This window comes from Pseudomonas sp. 9Ag, assembly GCF_902506445.1.
Classification (GTDB): Bacteria; Pseudomonadota; Gammaproteobacteria; order Pseudomonadales; family Pseudomonadaceae; genus Stutzerimonas; species Stutzerimonas stutzeri_AB.
This window is the reverse complement of record NZ_LR733836.1, coordinates 1,713,478-1,736,339: the sequence shown is the minus strand read 5'-3', so window position 1 is coordinate 1,736,339 and position 22,862 is coordinate 1,713,478. Positions and strand designations below refer to the sequence as shown.

The window sequence follows — 22,862 nt, the reverse complement described above, 5'->3', positions numbered from 1 at the left end:
CTGATCAATTCCTCTCGTAATCCGCACTGACGCGATCAACCGGCGCCGCTTATGGCGTCACGGCTTGTTGCGCAAGGTCGTCCGGCCTGTTCGGGCCACGCTCTCCATTGTTTTGCAGAAAACGGATAAAGGTGCTGCAGGAATCGGATATTGATGCCGTCTCCCGCGCCGTAGCCTTCATCACGTAGACACAATAACAATGGAGGCCCCGGCCATGTCCCTGGGATTCGACTACCTTGATTCGCTGCTCGAAGAAGATAAAGAGAAGGGCGTCTTTCGCTGCAAGCGCGAGATGTTCACCGACCCTCGATTGTTCGATCTGGAGATGAAACACATCTTCGAGGGCAACTGGCTGTACCTCGCTCACGAGAGCCAGATTCCCGAGAAGAACGACTACTACACCACCCAGATGGGTCGCCAGCCGGTCTTCATTGCTCGCAACAAGGAGGGCGAACTCAACGCCTTCATTAACGCCTGCAGCCATCGCGGCGCCATGCTTTGCCGCTTCAAAAGCGGCAACAAGGCGACCTACACCTGCCCGTTTCATGGCTGGACCTTCAACAACTCGGGCAAGCTGCTGAAGGTCAAGGACCCGAAGGAAGCTGGCTACCCCGAAAGCTTCAACTGCGACGGCTCCCACGACCTGAAGAAGGTCGCCCGCTTCGAGTCCTATCGCGGCTTCCTGTTCGGCAGCCTGCGTGAGGACGTGGCGCCACTGGAGGACTTCCTCGGCGAATCGAAAAAGATCATCGACATGGTGGTCGACCAGTCCGCTGAGGGCATCGAAGTCCTGCGCGGCTCGTCCACCTACGTTTACGAAGGCAACTGGAAGCTGCAGGCGGAAAACGGCGCCGACGGCTACCACGTCACCGCGGTGCACTGGAACTACGCCGCCACCCAACAGCAGCGAAAGCTCAAGGAAGCGGGCGACGACATCCGCGCCATGAGCGCCGGCGGCTGGGGCAAGAAGGGCGGTGGCTTCTACTCCTTCGAGAACGGCCACCTGTTGCTCTGGACCCGCTGGGACAACCCGGAAGACCGTCCGCTTTATGCGCGCCGCGACGAGATGATCGCCGAGGTCGGCCAGGCGCGGACCGACTGGATGATCGAGAACTCCCGCAACCTCTGCCTCTACCCGAATCTGTACCTGATGGACCAGTTCGGCTCGCAGCTGCGCATCGCCAAGCCAATCTCCGTCGACAAGACCGAAGTCACCATCTACTGCATCGCGCCCAAGGGCGAGAGCGCCGAAGCCCGCGCCCGCCGCATCCGCCAGTACGAAGATTTCTTCAACGTCAGCGGCATGGCCACCCCCGACGACCTGGAAGAATTCCGCGCCTGCCAGCAGGGCTTCGCCGGAAGGGCGATGGAATGGAACGACATGTCCCGCGGTGCCAAGCACTGGATCGATGGCGCCGACGAGGGCGCGCAGGAGATCGACCTGCATCCGCTGATGAGCGGCGCACGTACCGAGGATGAAGGCCTGTTCGTGCTGCAGCACCACTACTGGCAGCAGCAAATGATCAAGGGGCTCAAGGAAGAGCAGGACCAGCTGATCCACGTGGAGGGTGCGTGATGACTCTTTCCTACGACGCCGCGCGCGACTTCCTCTACCGCGAAGCGCGCTATCTGGACGACAAGGACTGGGAAGCGTGGCTCGAACTCTATGCGCCGGACGCCACCTTCTGGATGCCGGCCTGGGATGATCGCGACCAGCTGACCCAGGACCCGATGAGCGAAATCTCGCTGATCTGGTATGGCAACCGCAGTGGCTTGGAAGATCGGGTGTTCCGCATCCGCACCGAGCGCTCCAGCGCGACCATTCCGGATACGCGCACGAGCCACAACATCAGCAACCTCGAACTGCTCGAGCAGGCCGATGGCGTCTGCAAGCTGCGCTTCAACTGGCACACGATGAGCTTTCGCTACAAGACGGTCGACCACTTCTACGGCACCAGCTTCTACACCCTCGATACCCGCGGCGAGAACCCGCTGATCAAGGCCAAGAAGGTCGTGCTGAAGAACGACTACATCCGCCAGATGATCGACGTGTACCACCTCTGAGGGCGCCGCCATGACTCACAAGATCGCATTGAACTTCGAAGACGGCGTCACCCGTTTCATCGACGCCAACTTAGGCGAAACCGTCGCCGATGCCGCGTACCGCCAAGGCATCAACGTCCCGCTGGATTGCCGGGACGGTGCCTGCGGCGCCTGCAAGTGCTTCGCCGAAAGCGGCCGCTACGACCTCGGCGAGGAATACATCGAGGATGCGTTGAGCGAAGCCGAAGCCGAGCAGGGCTATATATTGACCTGCCAGATGCGCGCCGAAAGTGACTGCGTGATTCGTGTGCCGGCCGCTTCGGACATCTGCAAGACCCAGCAGGCCAACTACCAGGCTGCGATCAGCAATGTGCGCCAGCTCTCCGAGAGCACCATTGCGCTGTCGATCAAGGGCGAATCGCTGAACCAGCTGGCCTTCCTGCCCGGGCAGTACGTGAACCTGCAGGTGCCCGGCAGCGACCAGACCCGCGCCTATTCCTTCAGCTCGCTGCAGAAGGACGGCGAGGTCAGCTTCCTGATCCGCAACGTGCCGGGCGGCCTGATGAGCAGCTTTCTGACCAACCTCGCCAAGGCCGGGGACAGCGTCAACCTGGCCGGCCCGCTTGGCGCCTTCTATCTGCGCGAGATCAGGCGGCCGCTGCTGTTGCTGGCGGGCGGCACCGGCCTCGCGCCGTTCACCGCGATGCTGGAGAAGATCGCCGAGCACGGCAGCGAGCATCCGCTGCACCTCATCTACGGCGTCACCCACGACCACGATCTGGTGGAAATGGACAAGCTCGAGGCCTTCGCCGCGCGCATCCCTAACTTCACCTACAGCGCCTGCGTAGCGAGCCCGGACAGCGCCTATCCACAGAAGGGTTACGTGACCCAGCACATCGAGCCCAAGCACCTGAATGACGGTGAGGTGGACATCTACCTCTGCGGCCCGCCACCGATGGTCGAGGCGGTCAGCCAGTTCATTCGTGAGCAGGGGCTGGAGCCGGCGAACTTCTACTACGAGAAGTTCGCCGCCAGCGCCTGATTCGCCAGCCGTAGGGTGGGCAACTGCGCCGCATTGCCCACCGAATCCGTCGCCATTCCAGAGGTTGGGTAGATGAACACTCGCTTTCAGAACAAGGTCGCCGTCATCACCGGCGCGGCCCAGGGCATCGGCCGCCGCGTGGCTGAGCGCATGGGCGAAGAGGGTGGCCGGCTGGTACTGGTCGACCGCTCTGAGTTGGTCCATGAACTGGCCGATGAGCTAGGGGCGAAGGGTGTCGAGGCACTGACGCTGACGGCTGATCTCGAGCAGTTCGCCGACTGCCATCGCGTCATGGCCGCGGCGAAGGCGCGCTTCGGCCGCCTCGACATTCTCGTCAATAACGTCGGCGGCACCATCTGGGCCAAGCCCTTCGAGCGTTACCAGGAGCACGAAATCGAGGCTGAGGTGCGGCGCTCGCTGTTCCCGACGCTGTGGTGCTGCCACGCCGCACTGTCGCACATGCTGGAGCAGGGCGCGGGCGCCATCGTCAACGTTTCCTCTATTGCCACCCGCAGCCTCAACCGCGTGCCATACGGCGCGGCCAAGGGCGGCGTCAATGCGCTGACCGCGTGCCTGGCCTTCGAGAATGCCGAGCGCGGCATTCGCGTCAACGCCACCGCGCCGGGCGGGACCGAGGCGCCGCCGCGCCGCATTCCGCGCAACGCCGCCGAGCAGAGCGAGCAGGAAAAGATCTGGTACCAGCAGATCGTCGATCAAACCGTCGACTCATCGCTGATGAAACGCTACGGGACAGTCGACGAGCAGGCCGGCGCCATCCTGTTTCTCGCTTCGGACGACGCTTCCTACATCACCGGCGTGACGCTGCCGGTGGGTGGTGGCGATCTCGGCTGAATCACATAGAACGGTCTGACCGGCCAACGTCAGGGCACCTCGGGCTTGCAGCGCTACCGCTGCGGCCGAACCGCGACTAACAAAAACAATAGAGAGTCTTGCCATGCGAAAAGTAGATGTTCACGAAATCATCGATAACGCGCGCTTCAGCCGCTTCCACTGGCTGGTCGTGTGCCTCTGCGCGCTGCTGCTGATCTTCGACGGCTACGACCTGTTCATCTACGGCGTGGTGCTGCCGGTGATCATGAAAGAGTGGGGGCTGAGCCCACTGGAAGCCGGCGCCCTCGGCAGTTATGCGCTGTTCGGCATGATGTTCGGCGCGCTGGTGTTCGGCACTCTGGCCGACCGCATCGGCCGCAAGAAAGGCATCGCAGTGTGCTTCGTGCTGTTCAGCGGGGCCACCGTGCTCAATGGTTTCGCCAGCACGCCGACGGAGTTCGGCATCTTCCGCTTTCTCGCCGGCCTCGGCTGCGGCGGGCTGATGCCCAACGTGGTGGCGCTGATGAATGAGTACGCGCCGAAGAAACTGCGCAGCACGCTGGTAGCCGTCATGTTCAGCGGCTACTCGCTGGGTGGCATGCTTTCGGCCGGCCTCGGAATCTACATGCTGCCGCGCTTCGGCTGGGAAGCGATGTTCTTCGCTGCTGCTGTGCCGCTGCTGCTGTTGCCATTGATTCTCTGGTATCTGCCGGAATCGGTGGGTTTCCTGGTTCGTCAGGGGCGAGGTGAACAGGCCCGGGCGCTGCTGAACAAGGTCGATCCAAGCCGCCAGCTGACAGCGGACGATGAGCTGGTGATGACCGATGTGAAAGGCAAGAGCGCTTCGGTGCTGGAGCTGTTTCGCGACGGCCGTGGCGTACGGACCTTCTCCCTGTGGCTGGCGTTCTTCTGCTGCCTGTTGATGGTCTACGCGCTTGGCTCCTGGCTGCCGAAACTGATGGCCAACGCGGGTTACAGCCTGGGTTCCAGCCTGTCGTTCCTGCTGGCGCTGAACTTCGGCGGGATGGCCGGTGCCATTCTCGGCGGCTGGCTGGGCGACCGTTTCAACCTGTCGAAAGTCGTGGTGGTGTTCTTCGCCGTGTCGGTGGTTTCCATCAGCCTGCTGGGCTTCAAGACGCCGATGCCGGTGCTCTACACCCTGATCTTCATCGCCGGCGCCACGGTGATCGGCACGCAGATCCTGCTGTACGCAACCGCTGCCCAGTTCTATGGGCTGTCGATCCGCTCCACCGGTCTCGGCTGGGCCTCGGGTATCGGCCGCAACGGCGCCATCGTCGGCCCGCTGCTGGGTGGTGCGCTGCTAGGCATAAACCTGCCGCTGCAGCTCAACTTCATGGCCTTCGCCGTACCGGGCGTTATCGCCGCCTTGGCCATGGCTGTCTTCGCCTTCTCCAGCAAGCGCAGCACCGACTCCGCCCCGGTGGTGCTGTCGGCCGCGAAGGCCTGATCCTGAGACCCGCACATTGGAAAACGATATGAACCCCATCCTGATCGAAAGCATCCAGGCAATCGTCGTCGACTTGCCGACCATTCGCCCGCACAAGCTGGCGATGCACACCATGCAGAAGCAGACGCTGGTGGTCATTCGCGCGAAGTGCAGTGACGGTATCGAAGGCATCGGCGAGTCCACCACCATTGGTGGCCTGGCCTACGGCAACGAGAGCCCGGAAAGCATCAAGCAGAACATCGACAGCCACCTCGGCCCGCTGCTGGTGGGTCAGGATGCGGCGAATATCAACGCCGCCATGCTGCAGCTGGACAAGTCCGCCAAGGGCAACACCTTCGCCAAGTCCGGCCTCGAAAGCGCGCTGCTGGACGCTCAGGGCAAGCGCCTCGGGCTGCCGGTCAGCGAGCTGCTCGGCGGCCGCGTACGTGACAGCCTGGAAGTCGCCTGGACCCTGGCCAGCGGCAACACGGCCGAGGACATCGAAGAGGCCGAGCGCATGCTCGATATCCGCCGCCACCGCATCTTCAAGCTGAAGATCGGCGCCGGTGAAGTGAATGCCGACCTCAAGCACGTCATCGCCATCAAGCAGGCCCTTGGCGAGCGCGCCAGTGTGCGCGTCGACGTCAACCAGGCGTGGGACGAGTCGGTGGCGCTGCGGGCCTGCCGCATCCTCGGCGACAACGGCATTGATCTGATCGAGCAGCCCATCTCGCGGATCAACCGCGGCGGGCAGATCAGGCTGAACCAGCGCAGCCCCGCGCCGATCATGGCCGACGAATCCATCGAGAGCGTCGAGGACGCCTTCAGCCTGGCCGCCGACGGCGCCGCCAGTATTTTCGCCCTGAAGATCGCCAAGAACGGCGGCCCACGTGCCGTGCTGCGCACCGCGCAGATCGCCGAAGCCGCAGGCGTCGCGCTGTACGGCGGCACCATGCTCGAAGGTGCCATCGGCACCCTGGCTTCGGCGCATGCCTTCCTCACGCTGAACAAACTGCAGTGGGGCACCGAGCTGTTCGGGCCGCTGCTGCTCACCGAAGAAATCGTCACCGACGCACCGGTCTATCGCGACTTCCAGCTGGAAGTGCCTCGCACGCCGGGCCTTGGCCTGACCCTCGATGAAGAGCGCCTGGCGTTCTTCAGTCGCAAATAACCGGAGGCTGAACCGATGCTGTTCCACGTAAAGATGACCGTAAAACTGCCCGTCGACATGGACCCGGGCAAGGCCTTCAAGCTCAAGGCCGACGAGAAGGAACTGGCCCAGCGTCTGATGCGCGAGGGCAAGTGGCGCCACCTGTGGCGCATCGCTGGTCAGTACGCCAACTACAGCGTGTTCGATGTCGCCAGCGTGCAGGAGCTGCACGACACCCTGATGCAGCTGCCGCTGTTCCCCTATATGGAAATCGAGGTCAACCCGCTCTGTCGGCACCCGTCTTCGATTCGGGAAAACGACAGCTGACCGATTTTAAAAAGGCCGGTGTCCGCCGGCCAGCGACCCAGCGTCACCACAACTACAAGATGAGGCCTGAGCCATGACTGTGAAAATCTCCCACTCCCCGGAAATCCAGCAATTCTTCAAGGGAGCCAGCGGATTCAACAATGACGACGGCAGCAGCCGGATGAAGACCGTGACCAACCGCATCCTGGTCGACGCGGCGAAGATCATCGAAGACCTGGAAATCAGCCAGGACGAATTTTGGAAGGCAGTTGACTACCTCAATCGCCTCGGCGGGCGCAATGAAGCCGGCTTGCTGGTGGCCGGGCTCGGGCTCGAACACTTCCTCGACTTGCTGGAAGATGCCAAGGACGCTCAGATCGGCCTGACCGGTGGCACGCCGCGCACCATCGAAGGGCCGCTTTACGTCGCCGGCGCGCCTATTGCCGAAGGTGAAGTCCGCATGGACGATGGCAGCGAGGAGGGTGTCGCCACGACGATGTATCTCCAGGGGCGTGTTACCGGGCCGGACGGAAAGCCGCTCGCCGGCGCCACTGTAGACCTGTGGCACGCCAACACTCAGGGCAACTACTCGTACTTCGACCAGAGCCAGTCGGAGTACAACCTGCGCCGCCGCATCATCACCGATGCCGAAGGCCGCTACCGTGCTCGCAGCATCGTGCCGTCCGGCTACGGTTGCTCGCCGGATGGTCCAACCCAGGAAGTATTGAACCAGCTGGGCCGGCACGGGCAGCGCCCAGCGCACATTCACTTCTTTATCTCCGCACCGGGTCATCGTCATCTGACCACCCAGATCAACCTGGCCGGCGACAAGTACCTGTGGGACGACTTCGCCTACGCCACCCGTGACGGCCTGGTCGGCGATATCCATTTCAACAACGATCCAGAGGCGGCGCAGGCTCGCGGGGTGCAGGGGCGGTTTGCCGAAGTCGAATTCGACTTTCAGTTGCAGCAGGCGCCCGCACCGACTGCCGAGCAACGCAGCAGTCGCCCGCGCGCCTTGCAGAAGGCGTGAGGCACGGCGGCGGCGGTGGCAAGCACGGATGTCGCGGCTGACGTAGGGTGGATGACGCCGTTTTCATCCACCGGCTCCATGCGGTGCCGGAGGTGGATGGCTGAAGGGACATCCCCGCATAGATGCGGCAGGTGAGCGTGGCGAATGCGCGGGTCGGCGCTGTGGATCGAAGTATCGCTACGGCAACGCCAACTTAGGGTGGATGACGCTCTTTTCATCAACCGGCTGCATGCGGTGTCGGAGGTGGATGGGTGAAGCGACATACACCCTACGTTCAACGGGCTCACTGCATGACCACAACAACAAGAGCGCTCCGGACACTGTCACGGAGTGCCATGCCTGACGTGCGAGGCGATATGAAAGCGCTGTACCAAGATTTTTCCCTGTCGGCGGTGGTCGCCGGGTTTATCGCGACGATAATTTCCTACGCTGGGCCACTGGTGATCATTTTCCAGGCGGCGGAGGCGGGCGGCTTGCCGCGCGACATTCTGTCTTCCTGGGTGTGGACGGTGTCCATCGGGAGCGGTGTGCTGGGCATCGTTCTCAGTCTGCGCTACCGCGTGCCGATCATCATTGCCTGGTCAGCGCCAGGGTCGGCATTGCTGGTCAGTATGCTTCCCGACATCAGCCTGAACGAGGCGGTGGGCGCTTACCTGGTCTCCAGCCTGATCGTGCTGCTGGTCGGTCTGTCGGGCGCATTTGACCGAATCATTCGCAAGCTGCCCGCAGCGATCTCTGCGGCCATGCTGGCGGGCATTCTGTTTCGCTTCGGCACCGGGCTGTTCGTGGCAGTCAAGGATCAGCCCGGCCTGGTTCTGGCGATGTTCACAACCTATCTGCTGTTCAAGCGGGCAATGCCGCGCTATGCCGTGATGGCCGTGCTGGTGGTAGGCGTTGCCAGCGGCGAGCTGCACAGCGAGGCGTTGGTGATCGGGCTGGCGACACCGGTCTGGATCACCCCTGAATTCAGCTGGCAGGTCGTCGTAGGCGTGGCCTTGCCGCTGGCGATGGTGGCGCTGACCGGGCAGTTCGTGCCGGGCATGGCGGTACTGCGTAACGACGGTTACCAGACGCCGGCGAGCCCCTTGATCAGCAGCAGTGCGCTGGGCTCGCTGATCCTGGCGCCTTTCGGTTGCCACGGCCTGAACCTGGCGGCAATCACCGCCGCCATCTGCACTGGCAAGGAAGCCCACGAGGATCCAGCCAAACGCTATGTCGCAGGCGTCTCCGGCGGGGTGTTTTACCTGTTGCTGGGTATTTTTGGCGCCACCCTGGTGTCGGTGTTCACGGCGTTTCCCGCGGCACTGATCGCTGCCTTGGCCGGGCTGGCGCTACTGGCCGCCATCGGCGGTGCACTGAGCGCTGCGATGTCAGTGCCAGCGGATCGCGAAGCCGCACTGATCACCTTTCTGGTGACAGCCTCCGGGATGTCGTTGCTCGGTTTGTCCGCGGCATTCTGGGGGCTGATCTTCGGCCTGGCCGCTCATCTGCTGCTGGCGGCGCGACGGCCTCGGTCGACCACACCGGTTGGCGCCCCGGTACTTGAAGAGAAACAGCCAACGCGCTGAGCCACACCGCTTCCACCTGAACCTCGTCTGTCTGCCCGCTCATGCTGGCGGTACGGCGGCGTGTACCTGAAAAACAACAACAACGAGTCCATAACGATGACAAACAAGTTAAAACCGTCCCGCATCGCCCTGGCTATCGGAACCACCTTCAGCCTTTGTGCAGCGCATGCCGCCGAGGTGGGCTTCATCGACGGCGCCACGGCAACACTGCAGGCGCGAAACTATTACTTCAGTCGCGATTTCTCCGACATCGTCGGGCCTAACCTGCAATCCAAAGCGCAGGAGTGGGCGCAAGGTTTCATTCTAGACGTCAGGTCGGGCTACACCGAAGGCACGGTCGGTTTTGGCGTCGATATGCTTGGCCAGCTCGGCTTCAAGCTCGACAGCAGCGGAAGTCGGGTCAACACCGGCTTGCTTCCGACCGGCAGTGATGGCAATGCGGCAGATGACTTCGGTCGCATTGGCGCGGCGCTCAAGGCCCGGCTGTCGAAGACCGAACTCAAGATCGGCGAGCTGACCCCGAACCTGCCAGTGCTGACCTTCAGTGACATCCGCCTGCTGCCACCGACCTATCAGGGCGCCAGTCTCGTATCCCAGGAAATCGACGGCCTGACCGTGCTGGCCGGTCAGTTCCGCTCGGCCAGCGTGCTCAACGAAGCGGGTGACGGCAAGATGCGCGCGAAGCTCGGCCATGTCCCGCAGTTGGGTGGCTATGCCGAGACTGACCGCTTCAACTATGCCGGCGCGGACTATGCCTTCAACGACAAGCGCACCAGCGCCGGGATCTGGTATGCGCAGCTCAAGGACATCTACAACCAGCGTTTCTATAACTTCAAGCACAGTGAGCCAGTGGGAGATTGGGTGTTCGGCGCCAATCTCGGCTTCTATGATTCTGAAGAGGACGGCGAGCGCATGCTGGGTGAAATCGACAACCAAGCGCTGTTTTCGCTGCTGTCGGCCAAGCGTGGAGGCCACACCTTTTCGGTCGGCTACCAGGCGATGTTTGGCGACGATGCCTTTCCCCGGGTCTTCAACAATGTCAGCCCGCTGGGTAACGAAGTGCCCACCTACGAGTTCGCTGGCGCTGATGAGCGATCCTGGCAGTTGCGGCATGACTTCGACTTTTCCGCTGTCGGCATTCCTGGGCTGGTGACCACGCTGCGCTACTTGCGCGGCAACAATGTGGACACCAGCAGTGGCTTCGAGGGCGAAGAGTGGGAGCGCGATCTGGACCTTGGCTACACCTTCCAGAGCGGCGTGCTGAAGAATCTGGCGGTACGGGTGCGCAACGTCACCGCGCGCTCCAACTATCGCAGCGATATCGACGAAAATCGGTTGATCTTCAACTACACCTGGCAACTTTTGTAACAGCTACAGCCCTTGGCTTTAAGTGATCAGCTCTGCGATTATCGAACGCTAGTACGATAATCGCCCATCGCTTTCGCCAAGGACACCTGCCATGAATGACGAATCCCGCCCCAGTCTTGCTCCAATGGCGCCGGCCATCATCGCGTCGCCGGCCAAACGCATCGAAGCGCTGACCGGTGACCCGAATTTCATGACCTCGCTTGCGCGGGGGCTGGCGGTGATACATGCGTTTCAGGAGCGCAAGCGCCACCTGACCATTGCCCAGATCAGCCACCGCACGGAAATTCCCCGGGCCGCCGTGCGGCGTTGCCTGCACACGCTGATCAAGCTGGGCTACGCCACGACTGACGGTCGCACCTATTCGCTGCTGCCCAAGGTACTGACCCTCGGCCATGCCTATCTGTCCTCAACGCCGCTGGCGGTCACCGCGCAGCCGATCCTCGACCGCCTGAGCGATCAACTCCACGAAGCCTGTTCGATGGCAACGCTGGAAGGCGATGAAGTCCTCTACGTGGCGCGTTCGGCCACGCCACAGCGGCTGATTTCGGTCGATCTTAGCGTTGGCAGCCGGTTGCCTGCGTACTGCACGTCCATGGGCCGCATTCTGCTCGCGGCGCTGGATGATGCGGCGCTAGACGACTATCTGGAACATGCCAATCTGCAGATCAAGACCAGCCGTACGCTGCATACGCCCGAGGCCATCCGTGGCTCGATAGCCGAGATACGCCAGAAGGGCTGGGTGATCATTGACCAGGAGCTGGAAGTCGGCCTGCGGTCGCTGGCCGTGCCGCTCAAGGATTCTGCGGGTCAAGTGCTGGCCGCGCTGAACGTCGGCACCCACGCCAGCCGCATGACCAAGCAGGAGCTTGAGACACGCTTCCTGCCGGTGTTACTGGAGGCAAGCCAGGAGCTGAGCACCCGTCTGTTTCACTGATGCTGCAGCCGTTATCCGAATGCTGCGGATGGCGAGGGGACTCTGTCTTGGTGGGACCGAGGTGTCGAGGTTAGTGTTCGTTAATCGCACGGCTAATCGATTATCGGATTGTCCCGGCGGGGCTCGATGGGTAGTGTGGATCGCAAGCGCATCACGCGCATTTCGCTATTCACACGAGACTGACCCATGGCCGACCTCCTTTCCCTTCGCGAAGCAGTGGATCGCTTCGTCAGCAACGGTGACACCGTTGCGCTTGAAGGCTTCACGCATCTGATTCCCACCGCCGCCGCCCATGAACTCATCCGTCAGGACAAGAAGGACCTGACCCTGGTGCGGATGACCCCCGACCTGGTCTATGACCTGCTGATCGGCGCCGGTTGCGCGAAGAAGCTGGTGTTCTCCTGGGGCGGCAATCCGGGTGTGGGTTCCTTGCATCGCCTGCGTGATGCGGTGGAAAAGCAGTGGCCGCAGCCGCTAGAAATCGAAGAGCACAGCCATGCCGATCTGGCCAACGCCTACGTTGCCGGTGCGTCGGGACTGCCGTTTGCCGTCCTGCGCGCCTATCTCGGTTCCGATTTGCCGAAGGTCAATCCGATGATCAAGTTCATCGACTGCCCCTTTACCGGCGAAACCCTGGCTGCAGTTCCCAGCGTGCGCCCGGACGTCACCGTGATTCACGCGCAAAAAGCCGATCGCAAGGGCAACGTGCTGATCGCCGGCATTCTGGGTGTGCAGAAGGAAGCGGCGCTGGCGGCCAAGCGCTGCATCGTCACCGTCGAGGAAATCGTCGATGACCTGCAGGCACCGATGAATGCCTGCGTATTGCCGACCTGGGCACTGAGCGCCGTGTGTCTGGTACCGGGAGGGGCGCATCCGTCCTACGCGCATGGCTACTACGAGCGCGACAACCGCTTCTATCAGCAGTGGGATCCAATCGCTCGCGACCGCGACAGCTTCACCGCCTGGATCGATGAGTTCATTCGCGGTACCGAAGATTTCTCAGCGTTTCAAGAAAAGATAGGGGCCAAGCTGGCCGCGCAGCAGGAAGCCAAGTGATGAGCGCTCACGCCAATGACTACAGCACCAATGAAATGATGACCGTTGCCGCCTCCCGCCGGCTCGGTGATGGAAGCGTCTGCTTTGTCGGCATCGGCCTGCCGTCCAAAGCCGCCAATCTGGCGCGCCTGACTCACGCACCGGAAGTGGTGCTGATCTACGAATCCGGCCCCATTGGCGCCAAGCCGTCCGTGCTGCCGCTGTCCATCGGCGACGGCGAGTTGGCCGAGACCGCTGACACTGTGGTGCCCACCGCGGAGATCTTCCGCTACTGGCTGCAAGGCGGCCGCATCGACGTCGGCTTTCTCGGCGCGGCGCAGGTCGACAAGTACGGCAACATCAACACCACGGTGATCGGTGACTATCACCAACCGAAAGTTCGCTTGCCAGGGGCGGGCGGGGCGCCGGAAATTGCAGGGTCGGCCAAGCAGGTGCTGATCATTCTCAAACAGTCGCACCGCACCTTTGTCGACAAGCTGGCGTTCATCACCTCGGTCGGCTTTGGCGAGGGCGGTGACCACCGCAAGCAGCTCGGGCTGCCGGGCAATGGGCCGGTGGGAATCATCACTGACCTGTGCATCATGGAGCCCGAAGCCGGGTCCAACGAATTCGTGGTGACCTCGCTGCACCCGGGTGTGACCCGTGAACAGGTGATCGAGAACACCGGCTGGGCCATCCGTTTCGCCGATCAGCTGGGCGAAACCGAGGCGCCGACCACTACTGAACTGGAGGCCCTGCGTGCCCTTGAGGCCCGCACTGCCGCCGCCCACGGACAAGCTGGAGGTGACGAGTGACACGCGAAGTCTATATCTGCGATGCAGTACGCACGCCCATTGGCCGCTTCGGCGGTGCGCTGGCTGCCGTGCGAACCGATGATCTGGCTGCCACGCCGATCAAGGCACTGCTCGAGCGCAACCCCGGGCTCGACCCGGCGGCGGTTGACGAGGTCTTCATGGGCAGCGCCAACCAGGCGGGTGAGGACAACCGTAACGTCGCGCGTATGGCCGCGCTCTTGGCCGGGCTGCCGGAAACTGTACCGGGCATGACACTCAATCGGCTCTGTGCCTCGGGCATGGATGCCGTGGGCAGCGCCTTTCGCGCCATCGCCTGCGGTGAGATGGAGCTGGCCATCGCCGGCGGCGTCGAGTCCATGACCCGCGCGCCATACGTGATGGGTAAGGCCGATACCGCTTTTGGTCGCACGCAAAAGATCGAGGACACCACCATTGGCTGGCGCTTCATCAACCCGAAGATGAAGGAGATGTACGGCGTCGACGCCATGCCGCAGACCGCCGACAACGTGGCCGAAGAGCACCAGATCAGTCGTGAGGACCAGGACGCCTTCGCGTTACGCAGTCAGCAACGTACTGGCAAGGCGCAGGCGGCCGGGTTCTTTGCCGAGGAAATCGTCCCGGTGGTGATCAACGGCCGTAAGGGCGACACCGTCGTGGATACCGACGAGCATCCGCGTCCGGACACCACCGCCGAAGCGCTGGCCAAGCTCAAACCTGTCAACGGGCCGGACAAGACGGTGACCGCCGGTAATGCTTCGGGTGTCAACGACGGCGCGGCAGCGATGATTCTCGCCAGCGCCGAAGCGGTTAAGAAGTACGGCCTCAAGCCTCGCGCCAAAGTGCTCGGCATGGCCAGCGCCGGCGTGGCGCCACGGGTCATGGGTTATGGTCCGGTGCCGGCAGTGCGCAAGCTGTGCGAGCGGCTGAATCTGGCCGTGAGCGACTTCGATGTGATCGAACTCAACGAAGCCTTCGCCGCCCAGGCGCTGGCGGTGACGCGTGACCTCGGGCTGGAAGATGACAGCCCGAAGGTCAACCCGCAGGGCGGCGCCATTGCCCTTGGCCACCCACTGGGCATGAGCGGCGCCAGGCTGGTACTGACGACCGTGCATGCGCTGGAAAAGAACGGCGGCAAGCTGGGGCTGGCGACCATGTGCGTCGGCGTGGGGCAGGGTTTGGCGCTGGCACTGGAAAAGGTCTGAGGTCTCGCCAGGGTGGGCTGCAGCGGAACGCCGCGCGGCCCAACAACGGCCGTTAATGTCGCGCCCGTGTAGGGAGGGCTTCGGCCACCAGTGCTACCCACGACGGCATTTGCCGCGCCACGGCACTGTGTGACTGCAGGCACCGCGTCTTTCTCGCGTGCGGGCGGCCAACTTTGATTCGACTTTCAGGAGGGCTCCCATGCCCAGCATTAAACTCGCCGATGGCGAACTGAATTACCGCTTCGATGGCCCGGTGGATGCGCCTGTGCTGGTGCTTTCCAACTCGCTGGGCACGACATTCGAGATGTGGGATGCACAGGTCGCTGCATTCAGCGAGCACTTTCGTGTGCTGCGTTATGACACCCGTGGCCACGGCAGCTCGTCTGTCACCCCCGGCCCTTACAGCATCGAGCAGCTCGGCCGGGACGTGCTGGATCTGGTCGATTCCCTGGCAATCGACCGTTTTGCCTTCTGCGGTTTGTCCATGGGTGGCCTGATCGGCCAATGGCTGGGCATCCACGCAGGCGAGCGCTTGACCCGTCTGGTGCTGTGCAACACCGGCGCGAAAATCGGCACCGACGCGGTGTGGAACGAGCGGATCGACGGCGTGCTGCGCGGCGGCGAGCAGGCCATGCGCGACATGCGCGATGCCGCCATTTCACGCTGGTTCACAGCGACCTTTGCCGGTCGCTCGCCCGAGCAGACTGGCCGTATTACCCAGATGATCGCAGGCACCTCACCGGCTGGATACGCCGCCAACTGCGCTGCGGTGCGCGATGCCGATTATCGGGAGCAGCTGGGCGCGATCAAGGTACCGACGCTGGTGGTCTGTGGCCGCCACGATCCGGTCACGACACCTGAGCACGGGCGCTTCATCCAGGCTCATGTGGACGGTGCACAGCTGATCGAACTGGAGGCGGCGCACCTGTCGAATGTCGAGACAGGCGATGAGTTCACCCGTCCGGTGCTGGCGTTTCTGCGCGGCTGAGCGATCCTCGATTCGATAAAAAACCGGGCCGCAAGGGCCCGGCAAAAGATCAACGAGGAGTCATTGCTGTGTTGCTTTCTGGTCTTACCAGAGCGCCAGGGTGTAGCTGAGAATCACGCGGGTTTCATTGATGTCACTGCCGAAGTTGCTGCGCACGGTGGCGTTGCGCACCTTCATGCCGAGGTTCTTCAACGGCCCGCTCTGGACTACATAGGCGATGTCGGTGTCGCGCTCCCACTCTTCACCTTCTCCGCCGCCTGCCAGGTTGACGTTGTCACCGGACACATAGCGGGTCATCAGGCTCAGCCCGGGGATGCCCGCCGCGGCGAAGTCATAGTCGTAGCGGACCTGCCAGGATTTCTCGTCTTCGTTACCGAAGTCGTTGATCTGCAGCAGGTTGATCAGCATGTTGTCGCCACCGCTGATATACGCAAAACCGGTGTCGCCGCTCAACGTCTGGTAACCGCCAGTAAACGCGTGGCCGCCGAGCTTGTAAGTGAACAGCGCACCGAAGGCGTTGTTGTCGACGTTGCTGCCGCCGTCATCGGTGGAGCGCACGTAGCGCAGGTCGGTCTTGAAGCTCTGGTTTTCGCCGAGCGCCATGATGTGGACCAGCTGCGTGTTGTGTTGCTTGTAGATGCCGTCCAGTCCGCCGTAGTAATAGCTACCGGTCAGTTCGGGCATGAACTGGTATTTGCCGCCGGCGAACATGAACTCGTCGCTGGTGTCGGTATTCCCCAGCACAATATTTCGCGCGCCGCCATTGAACACCGCCATCTCTTCGTAGTTCGAGGAGTCACGGTAGCTGGTGCGGTCGAGCATGCCGAGATCGAGCGTCAGCCCATCGACCTCTTTGCTCTGCAACCAGGCACCACGGTAGATGCTAGGCAACAGACGGCTGTCGTTGCGCATCACCACCGGGATGATCGGTTGCAGGGTGCCGACGTGCAGGGTCGTATTGGACATCTTTGCTTTGGCGGTCAGGCCGGCGGTGCCGTAGTCGTCAGACGGCTGACCGGACGAGTCTCTCTGCAAGACACCGGTACCGGAGCGATCCGGGCTGGAATCGAGCTTGACGCCCAGCAGACCTAGGGCATCGAGGCCAAAGCCGACCGGCCCTTCGGTGTAGCCTGATTCCATTTTCAAAATGAAACCCTGCGCCCACTCGTCAGCCTTGGACTGCGGTGCGCCGGACTGACGGAAATCACGGTTCATGTAGAAGTTACGCAGCTCGACGGTAGCCTTGCTGTCATCGAGAAATGCGGCGTTGGCGGTGCCGGCAGTGCCTAGCGCAACGCCTAGGCAAAGGAGGCTGCGGGTGGTCTTGCGGTGGTCTTGCATGGTCTTTCCTCTTGTTGTTATTGGGTTGGCCTCAGCGAATGCCGTGCCAGCTCTGGCAGGGCGCGCTAACAAATCCCGGAGCAGCGTGCGCAGAGCGTCATCGGAGCAGGATGTGCAGTTGCTGCACCGAGGATCTGAGGCAGCGGCAACGGATCGGATGTCCAGTCGTGCGGACATGTTCAGGGCAGGAGCCAGGAAGTGTTCAGTCCGCTGGACGCTTGTCGGGGAGACTATGAAGCGCCGCATTCATCCTGAGCAGCATGAATGCGGCGGCGGCTTCAGTGCCGGCCTTGATGGCTCTTCACGCAGACAAAACTGGAGGCGTCGTTTACATCGCCGCGTCGCTTGTACTTCGGCCAGCCGGGGTATTCACAAAGTGGGCGGGTGCGACCGGGGACGGCGACGGTGTCTGTGACGACCTGGCGCTTGGGCGCGATGCCCAACTCGACCCAGTTTTCCAGCGCCGACAGCGAATCCCAGGCGGCGTTGAACACCGTGCTGGCCGCATGGGCGTAGCCGGGAATCTCGTAGTAGCGCATGAACCGACGGGTCTGCCCAACGCCCATGTCCTGTTGCACGCGCCGGTAATAATCGGCCGTGGCGCGGGTGCTGACTAGCTGATCCGAAGTGCCGTGAGCCATCAGAATCTTGCCGCCATTGGCAACGAATGCCGACAGGTCAGTCTGGTTGACGTCCTGACGCAACGACAGCGCATCGACTCGCGCTTGCCACGGGCCAAGGTTGGCGGGGTCAAGTGTCAGCGAGTTGAAGGCTGGATTGCGGGTCACGAAATAGCGCACCCACTCATCCCAGAACCCGGAGTGGTAGGGCGCGCCCTCGGCAAAGCCTGTGCCGTGTACCGGCATCGGATAGTCGGGCTGCAGGGTGTTGAGGCCAAGCCGGTTGACGATCGCTTGCAGGCCTTCGCCAGGCCGTCCCAGATCGGTGCCCCAGGTATTGAAGCCGGGGTAGCCGCGTTCGCCACTGGCCAGGGGCTGGCTGAAACGGATCGGCGTATCGAACACCTTGAGCGCACTGATCTGCGCATCGGACAAGCAGTTGCTACCCGTGTCAGCGCCATCGGGGCAGCGCAAGGGGCGGCCGTTGAGCTTGGCGGTGGCTGGATCGAACTGGGCGTTGCATGCCGCCTGGTTGCTGATCACCCGGTCGCGCACGCCATCAAGCCCGTCGCAGGCCTGCATCGAGGCTTCCAGCAAGGCAGAGCGCTTTTCCAGGCTGGGATAGGCGCCCAGCGCGGCTAGCGCGCGGGTAATGCGGCCAAATTGCAGATCGAGTGCGGCGGCGTTGTAGGCCGGGTAGAGCACGATCGCGCCGTGAAAATCCGTTGGCCACTGCTGCACCACCGCAAGCGCCTCTCGGCCCCCCGTGGAACCGCCGGCGAAGTAGCTGTGCACCGGAGGCTGGCCGTAGCGTTGCTCGATCAGGTACATCGCCGTATCACGGGTTTTCTTCAAGGCATCGTGACCGTAGTTGGCCAAGGCCTCTTCGTTCCAGGCGAAGTCGCCGGGGTTGAGGGGATTGGCCACGTGGCCCGAGTCGCTGGCGAATACCGCATAGCCCCGGCCCAGCGGCGTCGGCTGGTCGACCGGGCCGGCCGGAACATTGCCGGCCACGTTAGGCACGGTGCCGTTATAGCCGCCACCGCCATACATCATCGCCTTGCTGTTCCATTGTTCAGGCAGAACGATGCGCATCCTGATATTGGGCGCGCTCCGGTCTATCGGCGCGATCTCCACGCTCAGGTCGCAATATGGGCCAAAGGTCTGCGGTGCGCTGCCACCGCCTGGCGCCAACGTCGCAGCGGTGACTTTCGCCCCAGAGGTTGGCAGAGCTATCGCAGCGGCAGGAATCTGGGCACCGTTCAACTCAGCGCAACTGGCAGCGAGCGTGGGTTCGGCCGCTGCCAGCGCGAGTAAGGCCGGGATCGTCAGCCGCAGCCGCTGGGATGTGGCGTAGCGAAAGCGGGGTGCATGGGGTGCTTTCATCTGGCGTTTCCTTCTTCTTGTTGTCATGCCTTGCAGCTGACGCCACAAGGTGGATACCCGAGAAGACAGCGCTGCAACCGGGCCTGGAGGTTGAGCCAAAGCTGTGCCAGTCATACGTGGGTGGAGGTTGAGGCCGATGACCGGTCACCAGATCACCGGCGGACCGCTCTAGCGCGTCGAGCAGCAGGCTGAACGCGGTGCTCTCAGACGTTCTCGTCTGTCCAGATTGCAGGACATAGACGGGCGCAATGTCGTCCCGTCTGGACACTCTGTATGGCTACTCGAACTTTTTCGACAGGCGGTGCGAGGAGAGTCGCAGAAAAGCTGCGTTCAGGCGTGACGGGGCGCCTGAGCGATGACGTCTGTGCTTGTAGCACGCGAAGCGTCGCGGTTGTCGCCAGTTAGTCCAAGCGGATCTGATCCGCGAACCGGCTATTCCAAAACCTCCCGACTATACTTTCGTCGCGTGCGCGCACAGGCCGCATGCCCCCGCCTATTTTTTGTAGAGATCAGCCCGCCCCATGGAAACGCTTTACCTCATCTTCCTGCTGCTGCTCGCAGTCGGCGCAAGTCGCATCCTGGCCAATGTCGTTCCGCTACCACTGCCGATCATGCAGATCATCATGGGCAGCGTGCTGGCGCTCCCGCCGTTTGGTATGGGCGTGGAACTGCGGCCCGAGATCTTCATGCTGCTGTTCATTCCCCCGCTGTTGTTCTACGACGGCTGGAAGATACCCAAGCGCGAATTTACCGAGCACGGTCCGGAAATGACCGCCATGGCGCTGGTGCTGGTGCTGATCATTCTGGTGGTGGTGGGCTATTTCATTCACTGGTTGTTGCCGGCCATCCCGCTGGGCGCCAGTTTCGCCCTGGCCGCGATCCTTTCGCCAACCGATGCGCTGGCGGTGATCGCCATCGCCCAGGGCCGGCTGCCACGGCACATGTCTCACCAACTGGAAGGTGAGGCGATGATGAACGACGCCACGGGCCTGGTCTCGTTCAAGTTCGCCTTGGCTGCGGCCATCACCGGTTCGTTCTCTCTATTGAACGTCACCGGAGAGTTCTTCGTTATTGCGCTGGGCGGGCTGGCAATCGGAGCAGGGCTGAGCTGGTCAGTGGGCAAGGCCAAGCAGTGGATGACCGCGCGGGACCTGTTCGATCCCTCGACCTACGTGGTGATGATCCTGCTACTGCCGTTCGCTGCGTTCTTCCTGGCTGAGCATGCCGGCATGTCCGGCATTCTTTCGGCAGTGGCAGCAGGCATGGTGCAGAGCCGCATCGACATGTTGCCGGTCAAGACCAGCACCCGCATCCTCAACCGTAGCATCTGGGAAATGCTCGATTTCAGCTTCAACGGACTGGTGTTCCTGTTGCTGGGTCTGCAGTTTCCGCGGATCGTTGAGCGTGTCTGGGAAGCGGCCGGGCACGAGACCTACAGCATGCCGATGCTGGTGTTCAGTGCGCTGGCGATCATGGCGCTGCTGCTGGTAGTGCGCTTCGTGTTCGTGTTTGCCTATCACTGGGGCGAGGCCCGGGTGCGCCGCCTGCTCGGCAAGACGGTTCAGCCCAAGCCCCTTGGCTTGTTCTCGGCACTCAGCGCGGTGGCTGGCGTGCGCGGCGCGATCACCCTGGCCGGTGTGCTCTCGATCCCATTGATGATCGGCGACACGCCGTTTCCCGGCCGGGATCTGATGATCTTCCTCGCTGCGGCGGTGATCATCCTGTCCCTGCTGATCGGGGCGCTGGGTATTCCCTATTTCCTCAAGCAGTTACCCAACAACGACTTCGAAGAACATCGGGAAGAGTTGAAAAAAGCCCGCCGAATCGCCGCTCAGGCGGCGGTCAGCTGGCTGGAGAACTGGAAACAGGCCAACCCGGTCGAGAACCCGGACGAGATGCTGCTGCGCAGTGAAGTCACGGCGCGGGTTACCGAATCCTACCGGCACGACATCGAGGCCCTGATGGATCATCACGGCCGGGCGAATCAGGCACGTGAAACCATGGCGCTGGAGCGCGATATCCGCCTCAACGCCATTGCTGTGCAGCGCAAGGAAATGTACCGGATGAGAAAGCGGCACGAGATCGACGAGCAGATGCTGCAGACGCTGCTACGTGAACTCGATTACGAAGAGGCTGCGCTGGGCGCTGGTGAGAGCGTCTAACCGCCTACCGAGTCCTGTTGTTGCTCGGGTTCAAGTACGGCGATCGTATGGTCGCTGTGCTTGAACGCCACCAGCTGGGTCAACCAGGCCTGCAGCACCGGAGAGTGAGATTTCCGGTTGCGCATCGCGATCGCCAGAATCTCGCGAGCAATGGTGACAACCGCGCTCTTGCTGCCGAGAAAGTGCCAGTTGAACCAGCCATCGCCATAGGTCAGCGGCGTGTGCTGCCCGGCTGGTAAGGGGATGTAGACCTTGACCGAAAGATCGAAAAGCACTTCCGGCTTGGAGATGATCAGCAGCTTTACATCCGCCACCTTGCTCAACCAATAGCGATGATCGAAACGCCCCCCCGTCAGCTCTGCAGACTGGCTCAAGGCATCGTTGATCAGCGCTCGGTTATCAATGAGTTGCACGGTAATGGCTTCCGTCAGCAGGGTGGTGGTTGCGCATTTCGAGCTGAAGCGATCAATACGCAGCAGGACGAAATTCGCGAGATAGCGCGGTGCGGGGCCTTCAGCCGTGAACTGTTGAGCCTTCGCTTGGCATGACGGGTTATCGGTTGATCGAGGGTTTTGTTTAGCCCCGAGCGCGCGAAAAGTTCGTCCGTCACGCAGCTCTTATCTGCTGAATGCCTTTGTCGCTGCCACCATTCCCGGTGTAGGTAATCGAGTATCCGCAGGGGTGTACGCGAGCAGAACGAAGGCGTGCGGGGAGACAGCAGGCTGCAGCGAACGGATGACGCTCTGGCGAACGCCATCTCGAAATCAGATGCGAGAGCTCCGCTTAGTCGTTGGAGTCCAACCACACCTACTAACCAGCACGAGTGCGTTCAGGCCGGCGTTACACCGGCACTCGCTCGCAGCGGGGTTTGAGTATCAGTAGGCAATCCGCTGCGATGCTTCATCGCGATCTGTTGCAAGTCCCTGGCCAGCACCGCCGTCCCAACAATACGCATCCGGTCGCGGTAGCAGGTCAGTGGCGTTGCTTCGCAGTGCGTTGACGTCCGTGAAAATCAGCGCAGTTGATGGACGATGCTAAAACCGACCAGACCATTAACGTCATTTGGCGAACAGCTGGCTCATGTCCTTGAAGGCTTTGAATTCCAGGGCATTGCCGCAGGGGTCGAAGAGAAACATGGTGGCCTGTTCGCCGACCTGCCCCTGAAAGCGCACGTAGGGTTCGATCACGAACTGAGTGCCGCGGGCGCGCAGGCGCTCTGCCAAGGCTTCCCACTCGGGCCAGCTGAGCACGATGCCGAAATGCGGGACCGGGACGTCATGACCGTCTACCGCGTTGGTGTGTGCGGCTTCCTGCGTAGCAGTGCGCGGGTGCTCGTGAATGACCAGTTGATGGCCGTAGAAGTCGAAGTCGACCCAGTGCTCGGACGATCGTCCTTCGGCCAGGCCGAAGACTTCACCGTAAAAGCGGCGCGCGGCGGGCAAGTCGTAGACGGGAATCGCAAGGTGAAAAGGGGAGAGGCTCATCAGGGCTTCCTTCTGTTGTGGGGCCTTGAGTGCCATCTTGCCGATTTGTCGCACCCGTCAACAGCGGATATCGTTCATGTCGAGCCTCGAATATTTCGATCAATCTA

General features: G+C 62.2%; 20 protein-coding genes. 16 read left to right on the top strand and 4 right to left on the bottom strand.

Going from position 1 to position 22,862, the window contains the following annotated elements:
* Positions 1-214 precede the first annotated feature (214 nt).
* From benA to pcaD, 15 genes are all read left to right on the top strand, one after another.
* A complete protein-coding gene (benA, locus tag ALTERO38_RS07615; RefSeq protein ID WP_159967873.1) occupies positions 215-1,576 on the top strand; it encodes a benzoate 1,2-dioxygenase large subunit in 1,362 nt (453 codons plus the stop codon).
* Positions 1,576-2,064, top strand: coding sequence for a benzoate 1,2-dioxygenase small subunit (gene benB / locus ALTERO38_RS07610; RefSeq protein ID WP_159967872.1), 489 nt, complete (start codon positions 1,576-1,578; stop codon positions 2,062-2,064). Before benA ends, benB begins: the two co-directional genes overlap by 1 nt.
* Positions 2,065-2,074: 10 nt before the next feature.
* Positions 2,075-3,085: a benzoate 1,2-dioxygenase electron transfer component BenC gene (benC, locus tag ALTERO38_RS07605; protein WP_159967871.1), complete on the top strand. Its 1,011-nt coding sequence runs from the start codon at positions 2,075-2,077 to the stop codon at positions 3,083-3,085.
* Between the two features lie 72 nt (positions 3,086-3,157).
* A complete protein-coding gene (locus tag ALTERO38_RS07600; RefSeq protein WP_159967870.1) occupies positions 3,158-3,937 on the top strand; it encodes a 1,6-dihydroxycyclohexa-2,4-diene-1-carboxylate dehydrogenase in 780 nt (259 codons plus the stop codon).
* 103 nt (positions 3,938-4,040) lie between these two features.
* Positions 4,041-5,384, top strand: coding sequence for an MFS transporter (locus ALTERO38_RS07595; RefSeq protein ID WP_159967869.1), 1,344 nt, complete (start codon positions 4,041-4,043; stop codon positions 5,382-5,384).
* A 28-nt stretch (positions 5,385-5,412) separates the two neighbouring features.
* On the top strand, positions 5,413-6,534 hold the full coding sequence (locus ALTERO38_RS07590) for a muconate cycloisomerase family protein (RefSeq protein WP_159967868.1): 1,122 nt from the start codon (positions 5,413-5,415) through the stop codon (positions 6,532-6,534).
* A gap of 15 nt (positions 6,535-6,549) precedes the next feature.
* Positions 6,550-6,840, top strand: coding sequence for a muconolactone Delta-isomerase (catC, locus tag ALTERO38_RS07585; RefSeq protein ID WP_159967867.1), 291 nt, complete (start codon positions 6,550-6,552; stop codon positions 6,838-6,840).
* A 73-nt stretch (positions 6,841-6,913) separates the two neighbouring features.
* The gene (catA, locus tag ALTERO38_RS07580) at positions 6,914-7,852 is read left to right on the top strand and encodes a catechol 1,2-dioxygenase (RefSeq protein WP_159967866.1); all 939 of its coding nucleotides are present in this window, start codon (positions 6,914-6,916) and stop codon (positions 7,850-7,852) included.
* Between the two features lie 356 nt (positions 7,853-8,208).
* Positions 8,209-9,420, top strand: coding sequence for a benzoate/H(+) symporter BenE family transporter (locus ALTERO38_RS07575; protein ID WP_159969657.1), 1,212 nt, complete (start codon positions 8,209-8,211; stop codon positions 9,418-9,420).
* 96 nt (positions 9,421-9,516) lie between these two features.
* Complete coding sequence (locus ALTERO38_RS07570) at positions 9,517-10,788, top strand: OprD family porin (protein ID WP_159967865.1); 1,272 nt, start codon at positions 9,517-9,519, stop codon at positions 10,786-10,788.
* A gap of 91 nt (positions 10,789-10,879) precedes the next feature.
* Positions 10,880-11,722, top strand: coding sequence for an IclR family transcriptional regulator C-terminal domain-containing protein (locus ALTERO38_RS07565; protein WP_148925999.1), 843 nt, complete (start codon positions 10,880-10,882; stop codon positions 11,720-11,722).
* 186 nt (positions 11,723-11,908) lie between these two features.
* Positions 11,909-12,778, top strand: coding sequence for a CoA transferase subunit A (locus ALTERO38_RS07560; RefSeq protein WP_102835061.1), 870 nt, complete (start codon positions 11,909-11,911; stop codon positions 12,776-12,778).
* Positions 12,778-13,572 (top strand): CoA-transferase subunit beta, encoded by a 795-nt coding sequence (locus ALTERO38_RS07555; protein ID WP_102835062.1) that lies wholly within the window; start codon positions 12,778-12,780, stop codon positions 13,570-13,572. The genes ALTERO38_RS07560 and ALTERO38_RS07555 overlap by 1 nt, the downstream gene beginning before the upstream one ends.
* On the top strand, positions 13,569-14,774 hold the full coding sequence (gene pcaF / locus ALTERO38_RS07550) for a 3-oxoadipyl-CoA thiolase (protein ID WP_159967864.1): 1,206 nt from the start codon (positions 13,569-13,571) through the stop codon (positions 14,772-14,774). The genes ALTERO38_RS07555 and pcaF overlap by 4 nt, the downstream gene beginning before the upstream one ends.
* Before the next feature lie 199 nt (positions 14,775-14,973).
* Positions 14,974-15,762, top strand: a complete 789-nt coding sequence (pcaD, locus tag ALTERO38_RS07545) for a 3-oxoadipate enol-lactonase (RefSeq protein ID WP_159967863.1) — start codon at positions 14,974-14,976, stop codon at positions 15,760-15,762.
* Positions 15,763-15,846: 84 nt separating this feature from the next.
* On the opposite strand, the gene ALTERO38_RS07540 is transcribed toward pcaD, so the two are convergent.
* Both ALTERO38_RS07540 and ALTERO38_RS07535 read right to left on the bottom strand, forming a co-directional pair.
* Positions 15,847-17,103 (bottom strand): OprD family porin, encoded by a 1,257-nt coding sequence (locus tag ALTERO38_RS07540; RefSeq protein ID WP_159967862.1) that lies wholly within the window; start codon positions 17,101-17,103, stop codon positions 15,847-15,849.
* A 278-nt stretch (positions 17,104-17,381) separates the two neighbouring features.
* Positions 17,382-19,109, bottom strand: coding sequence for a tannase/feruloyl esterase family alpha/beta hydrolase (locus ALTERO38_RS07535; RefSeq protein ID WP_256663813.1), 1,728 nt, complete (start codon positions 19,107-19,109; stop codon positions 17,382-17,384).
* 521 nt (positions 19,110-19,630) lie between these two features.
* Between ALTERO38_RS07535 and ALTERO38_RS07530 the strand changes: the two genes are divergently transcribed.
* The gene (locus tag ALTERO38_RS07530; protein WP_159967861.1) at positions 19,631-21,271 is read left to right on the top strand and encodes a Na+/H+ antiporter; all 1,641 of its coding nucleotides are present in this window, start codon (positions 19,631-19,633) and stop codon (positions 21,269-21,271) included.
* Here the strand turns inward: ALTERO38_RS07530 and ALTERO38_RS07525 are convergent.
* On the bottom strand, positions 21,268-21,684 hold the full coding sequence (locus tag ALTERO38_RS07525; protein WP_102835067.1) for a hypothetical protein: 417 nt from the start codon (positions 21,682-21,684) through the stop codon (positions 21,268-21,270). The genes ALTERO38_RS07530 and ALTERO38_RS07525 overlap by 4 nt on opposite strands.
* A 645-nt stretch (positions 21,685-22,329) precedes the next feature.
* Entirely contained in the window at positions 22,330-22,755 is a 426-nt protein-coding gene (locus ALTERO38_RS07520) for a VOC family protein (protein ID WP_148923790.1), read from the bottom strand.
* Positions 22,756-22,862 lie beyond the last annotated feature (107 nt).

What these genes read in the sequence shown, in the direction of transcription:
- benA (WP_159967873.1), top strand. Translation starts at nt 215, where the DNA reads ATGTCCCTGGGATTCGACTACCTTGATTCGCTGCTCGAAGAAGATAAA.
- benB (WP_159967872.1), top strand. Translation starts at nt 1,576, where the DNA reads ATGACTCTTTCCTACGACGCCGCGCGCGACTTCCTCTACCGCGAAGCG.
- benC (WP_159967871.1), top strand. Translation starts at nt 2,075, where the DNA reads ATGACTCACAAGATCGCATTGAACTTCGAAGACGGCGTCACCCGTTTC.
- ALTERO38_RS07600 (WP_159967870.1), top strand. Translation starts at nt 3,158, where the DNA reads ATGAACACTCGCTTTCAGAACAAGGTCGCCGTCATCACCGGCGCGGCC.
- ALTERO38_RS07595 (WP_159967869.1), top strand. Translation starts at nt 4,041, where the DNA reads ATGCGAAAAGTAGATGTTCACGAAATCATCGATAACGCGCGCTTCAGC.
- ALTERO38_RS07590 (WP_159967868.1), top strand. Translation starts at nt 5,413, where the DNA reads ATGAACCCCATCCTGATCGAAAGCATCCAGGCAATCGTCGTCGACTTG.
- catC (WP_159967867.1), top strand. Translation starts at nt 6,550, where the DNA reads ATGCTGTTCCACGTAAAGATGACCGTAAAACTGCCCGTCGACATGGAC.
- catA (WP_159967866.1), top strand. Translation starts at nt 6,914, where the DNA reads ATGACTGTGAAAATCTCCCACTCCCCGGAAATCCAGCAATTCTTCAAG.
- ALTERO38_RS07575 (WP_159969657.1), top strand. Translation starts at nt 8,209, where the DNA reads ATGAAAGCGCTGTACCAAGATTTTTCCCTGTCGGCGGTGGTCGCCGGG.
- ALTERO38_RS07570 (WP_159967865.1), top strand. Translation starts at nt 9,517, where the DNA reads ATGACAAACAAGTTAAAACCGTCCCGCATCGCCCTGGCTATCGGAACC.
- ALTERO38_RS07565 (WP_148925999.1), top strand. Translation starts at nt 10,880, where the DNA reads ATGAATGACGAATCCCGCCCCAGTCTTGCTCCAATGGCGCCGGCCATC.
- ALTERO38_RS07560 (WP_102835061.1), top strand. Translation starts at nt 11,909, where the DNA reads ATGGCCGACCTCCTTTCCCTTCGCGAAGCAGTGGATCGCTTCGTCAGC.
- ALTERO38_RS07555 (WP_102835062.1), top strand. Translation starts at nt 12,778, where the DNA reads ATGAGCGCTCACGCCAATGACTACAGCACCAATGAAATGATGACCGTT.
- pcaD (WP_159967863.1), top strand. Translation starts at nt 14,974, where the DNA reads ATGCCCAGCATTAAACTCGCCGATGGCGAACTGAATTACCGCTTCGAT.
- ALTERO38_RS07540 (WP_159967862.1), bottom strand. Translation starts at nt 17,103, where the DNA reads ATGCAAGACCACCGCAAGACCACCCGCAGCCTCCTTTGCCTAGGCGTT.
- ALTERO38_RS07535 (WP_256663813.1), bottom strand. Translation starts at nt 19,109, where the DNA reads ATGAAAGCACCCCATGCACCCCGCTTTCGCTACGCCACATCCCAGCGG.
- ALTERO38_RS07530 (WP_159967861.1), top strand. Translation starts at nt 19,631, where the DNA reads ATGGAAACGCTTTACCTCATCTTCCTGCTGCTGCTCGCAGTCGGCGCA.
- ALTERO38_RS07520 (WP_148923790.1), bottom strand. Translation starts at nt 22,755, where the DNA reads ATGAGCCTCTCCCCTTTTCACCTTGCGATTCCCGTCTACGACTTGCCC.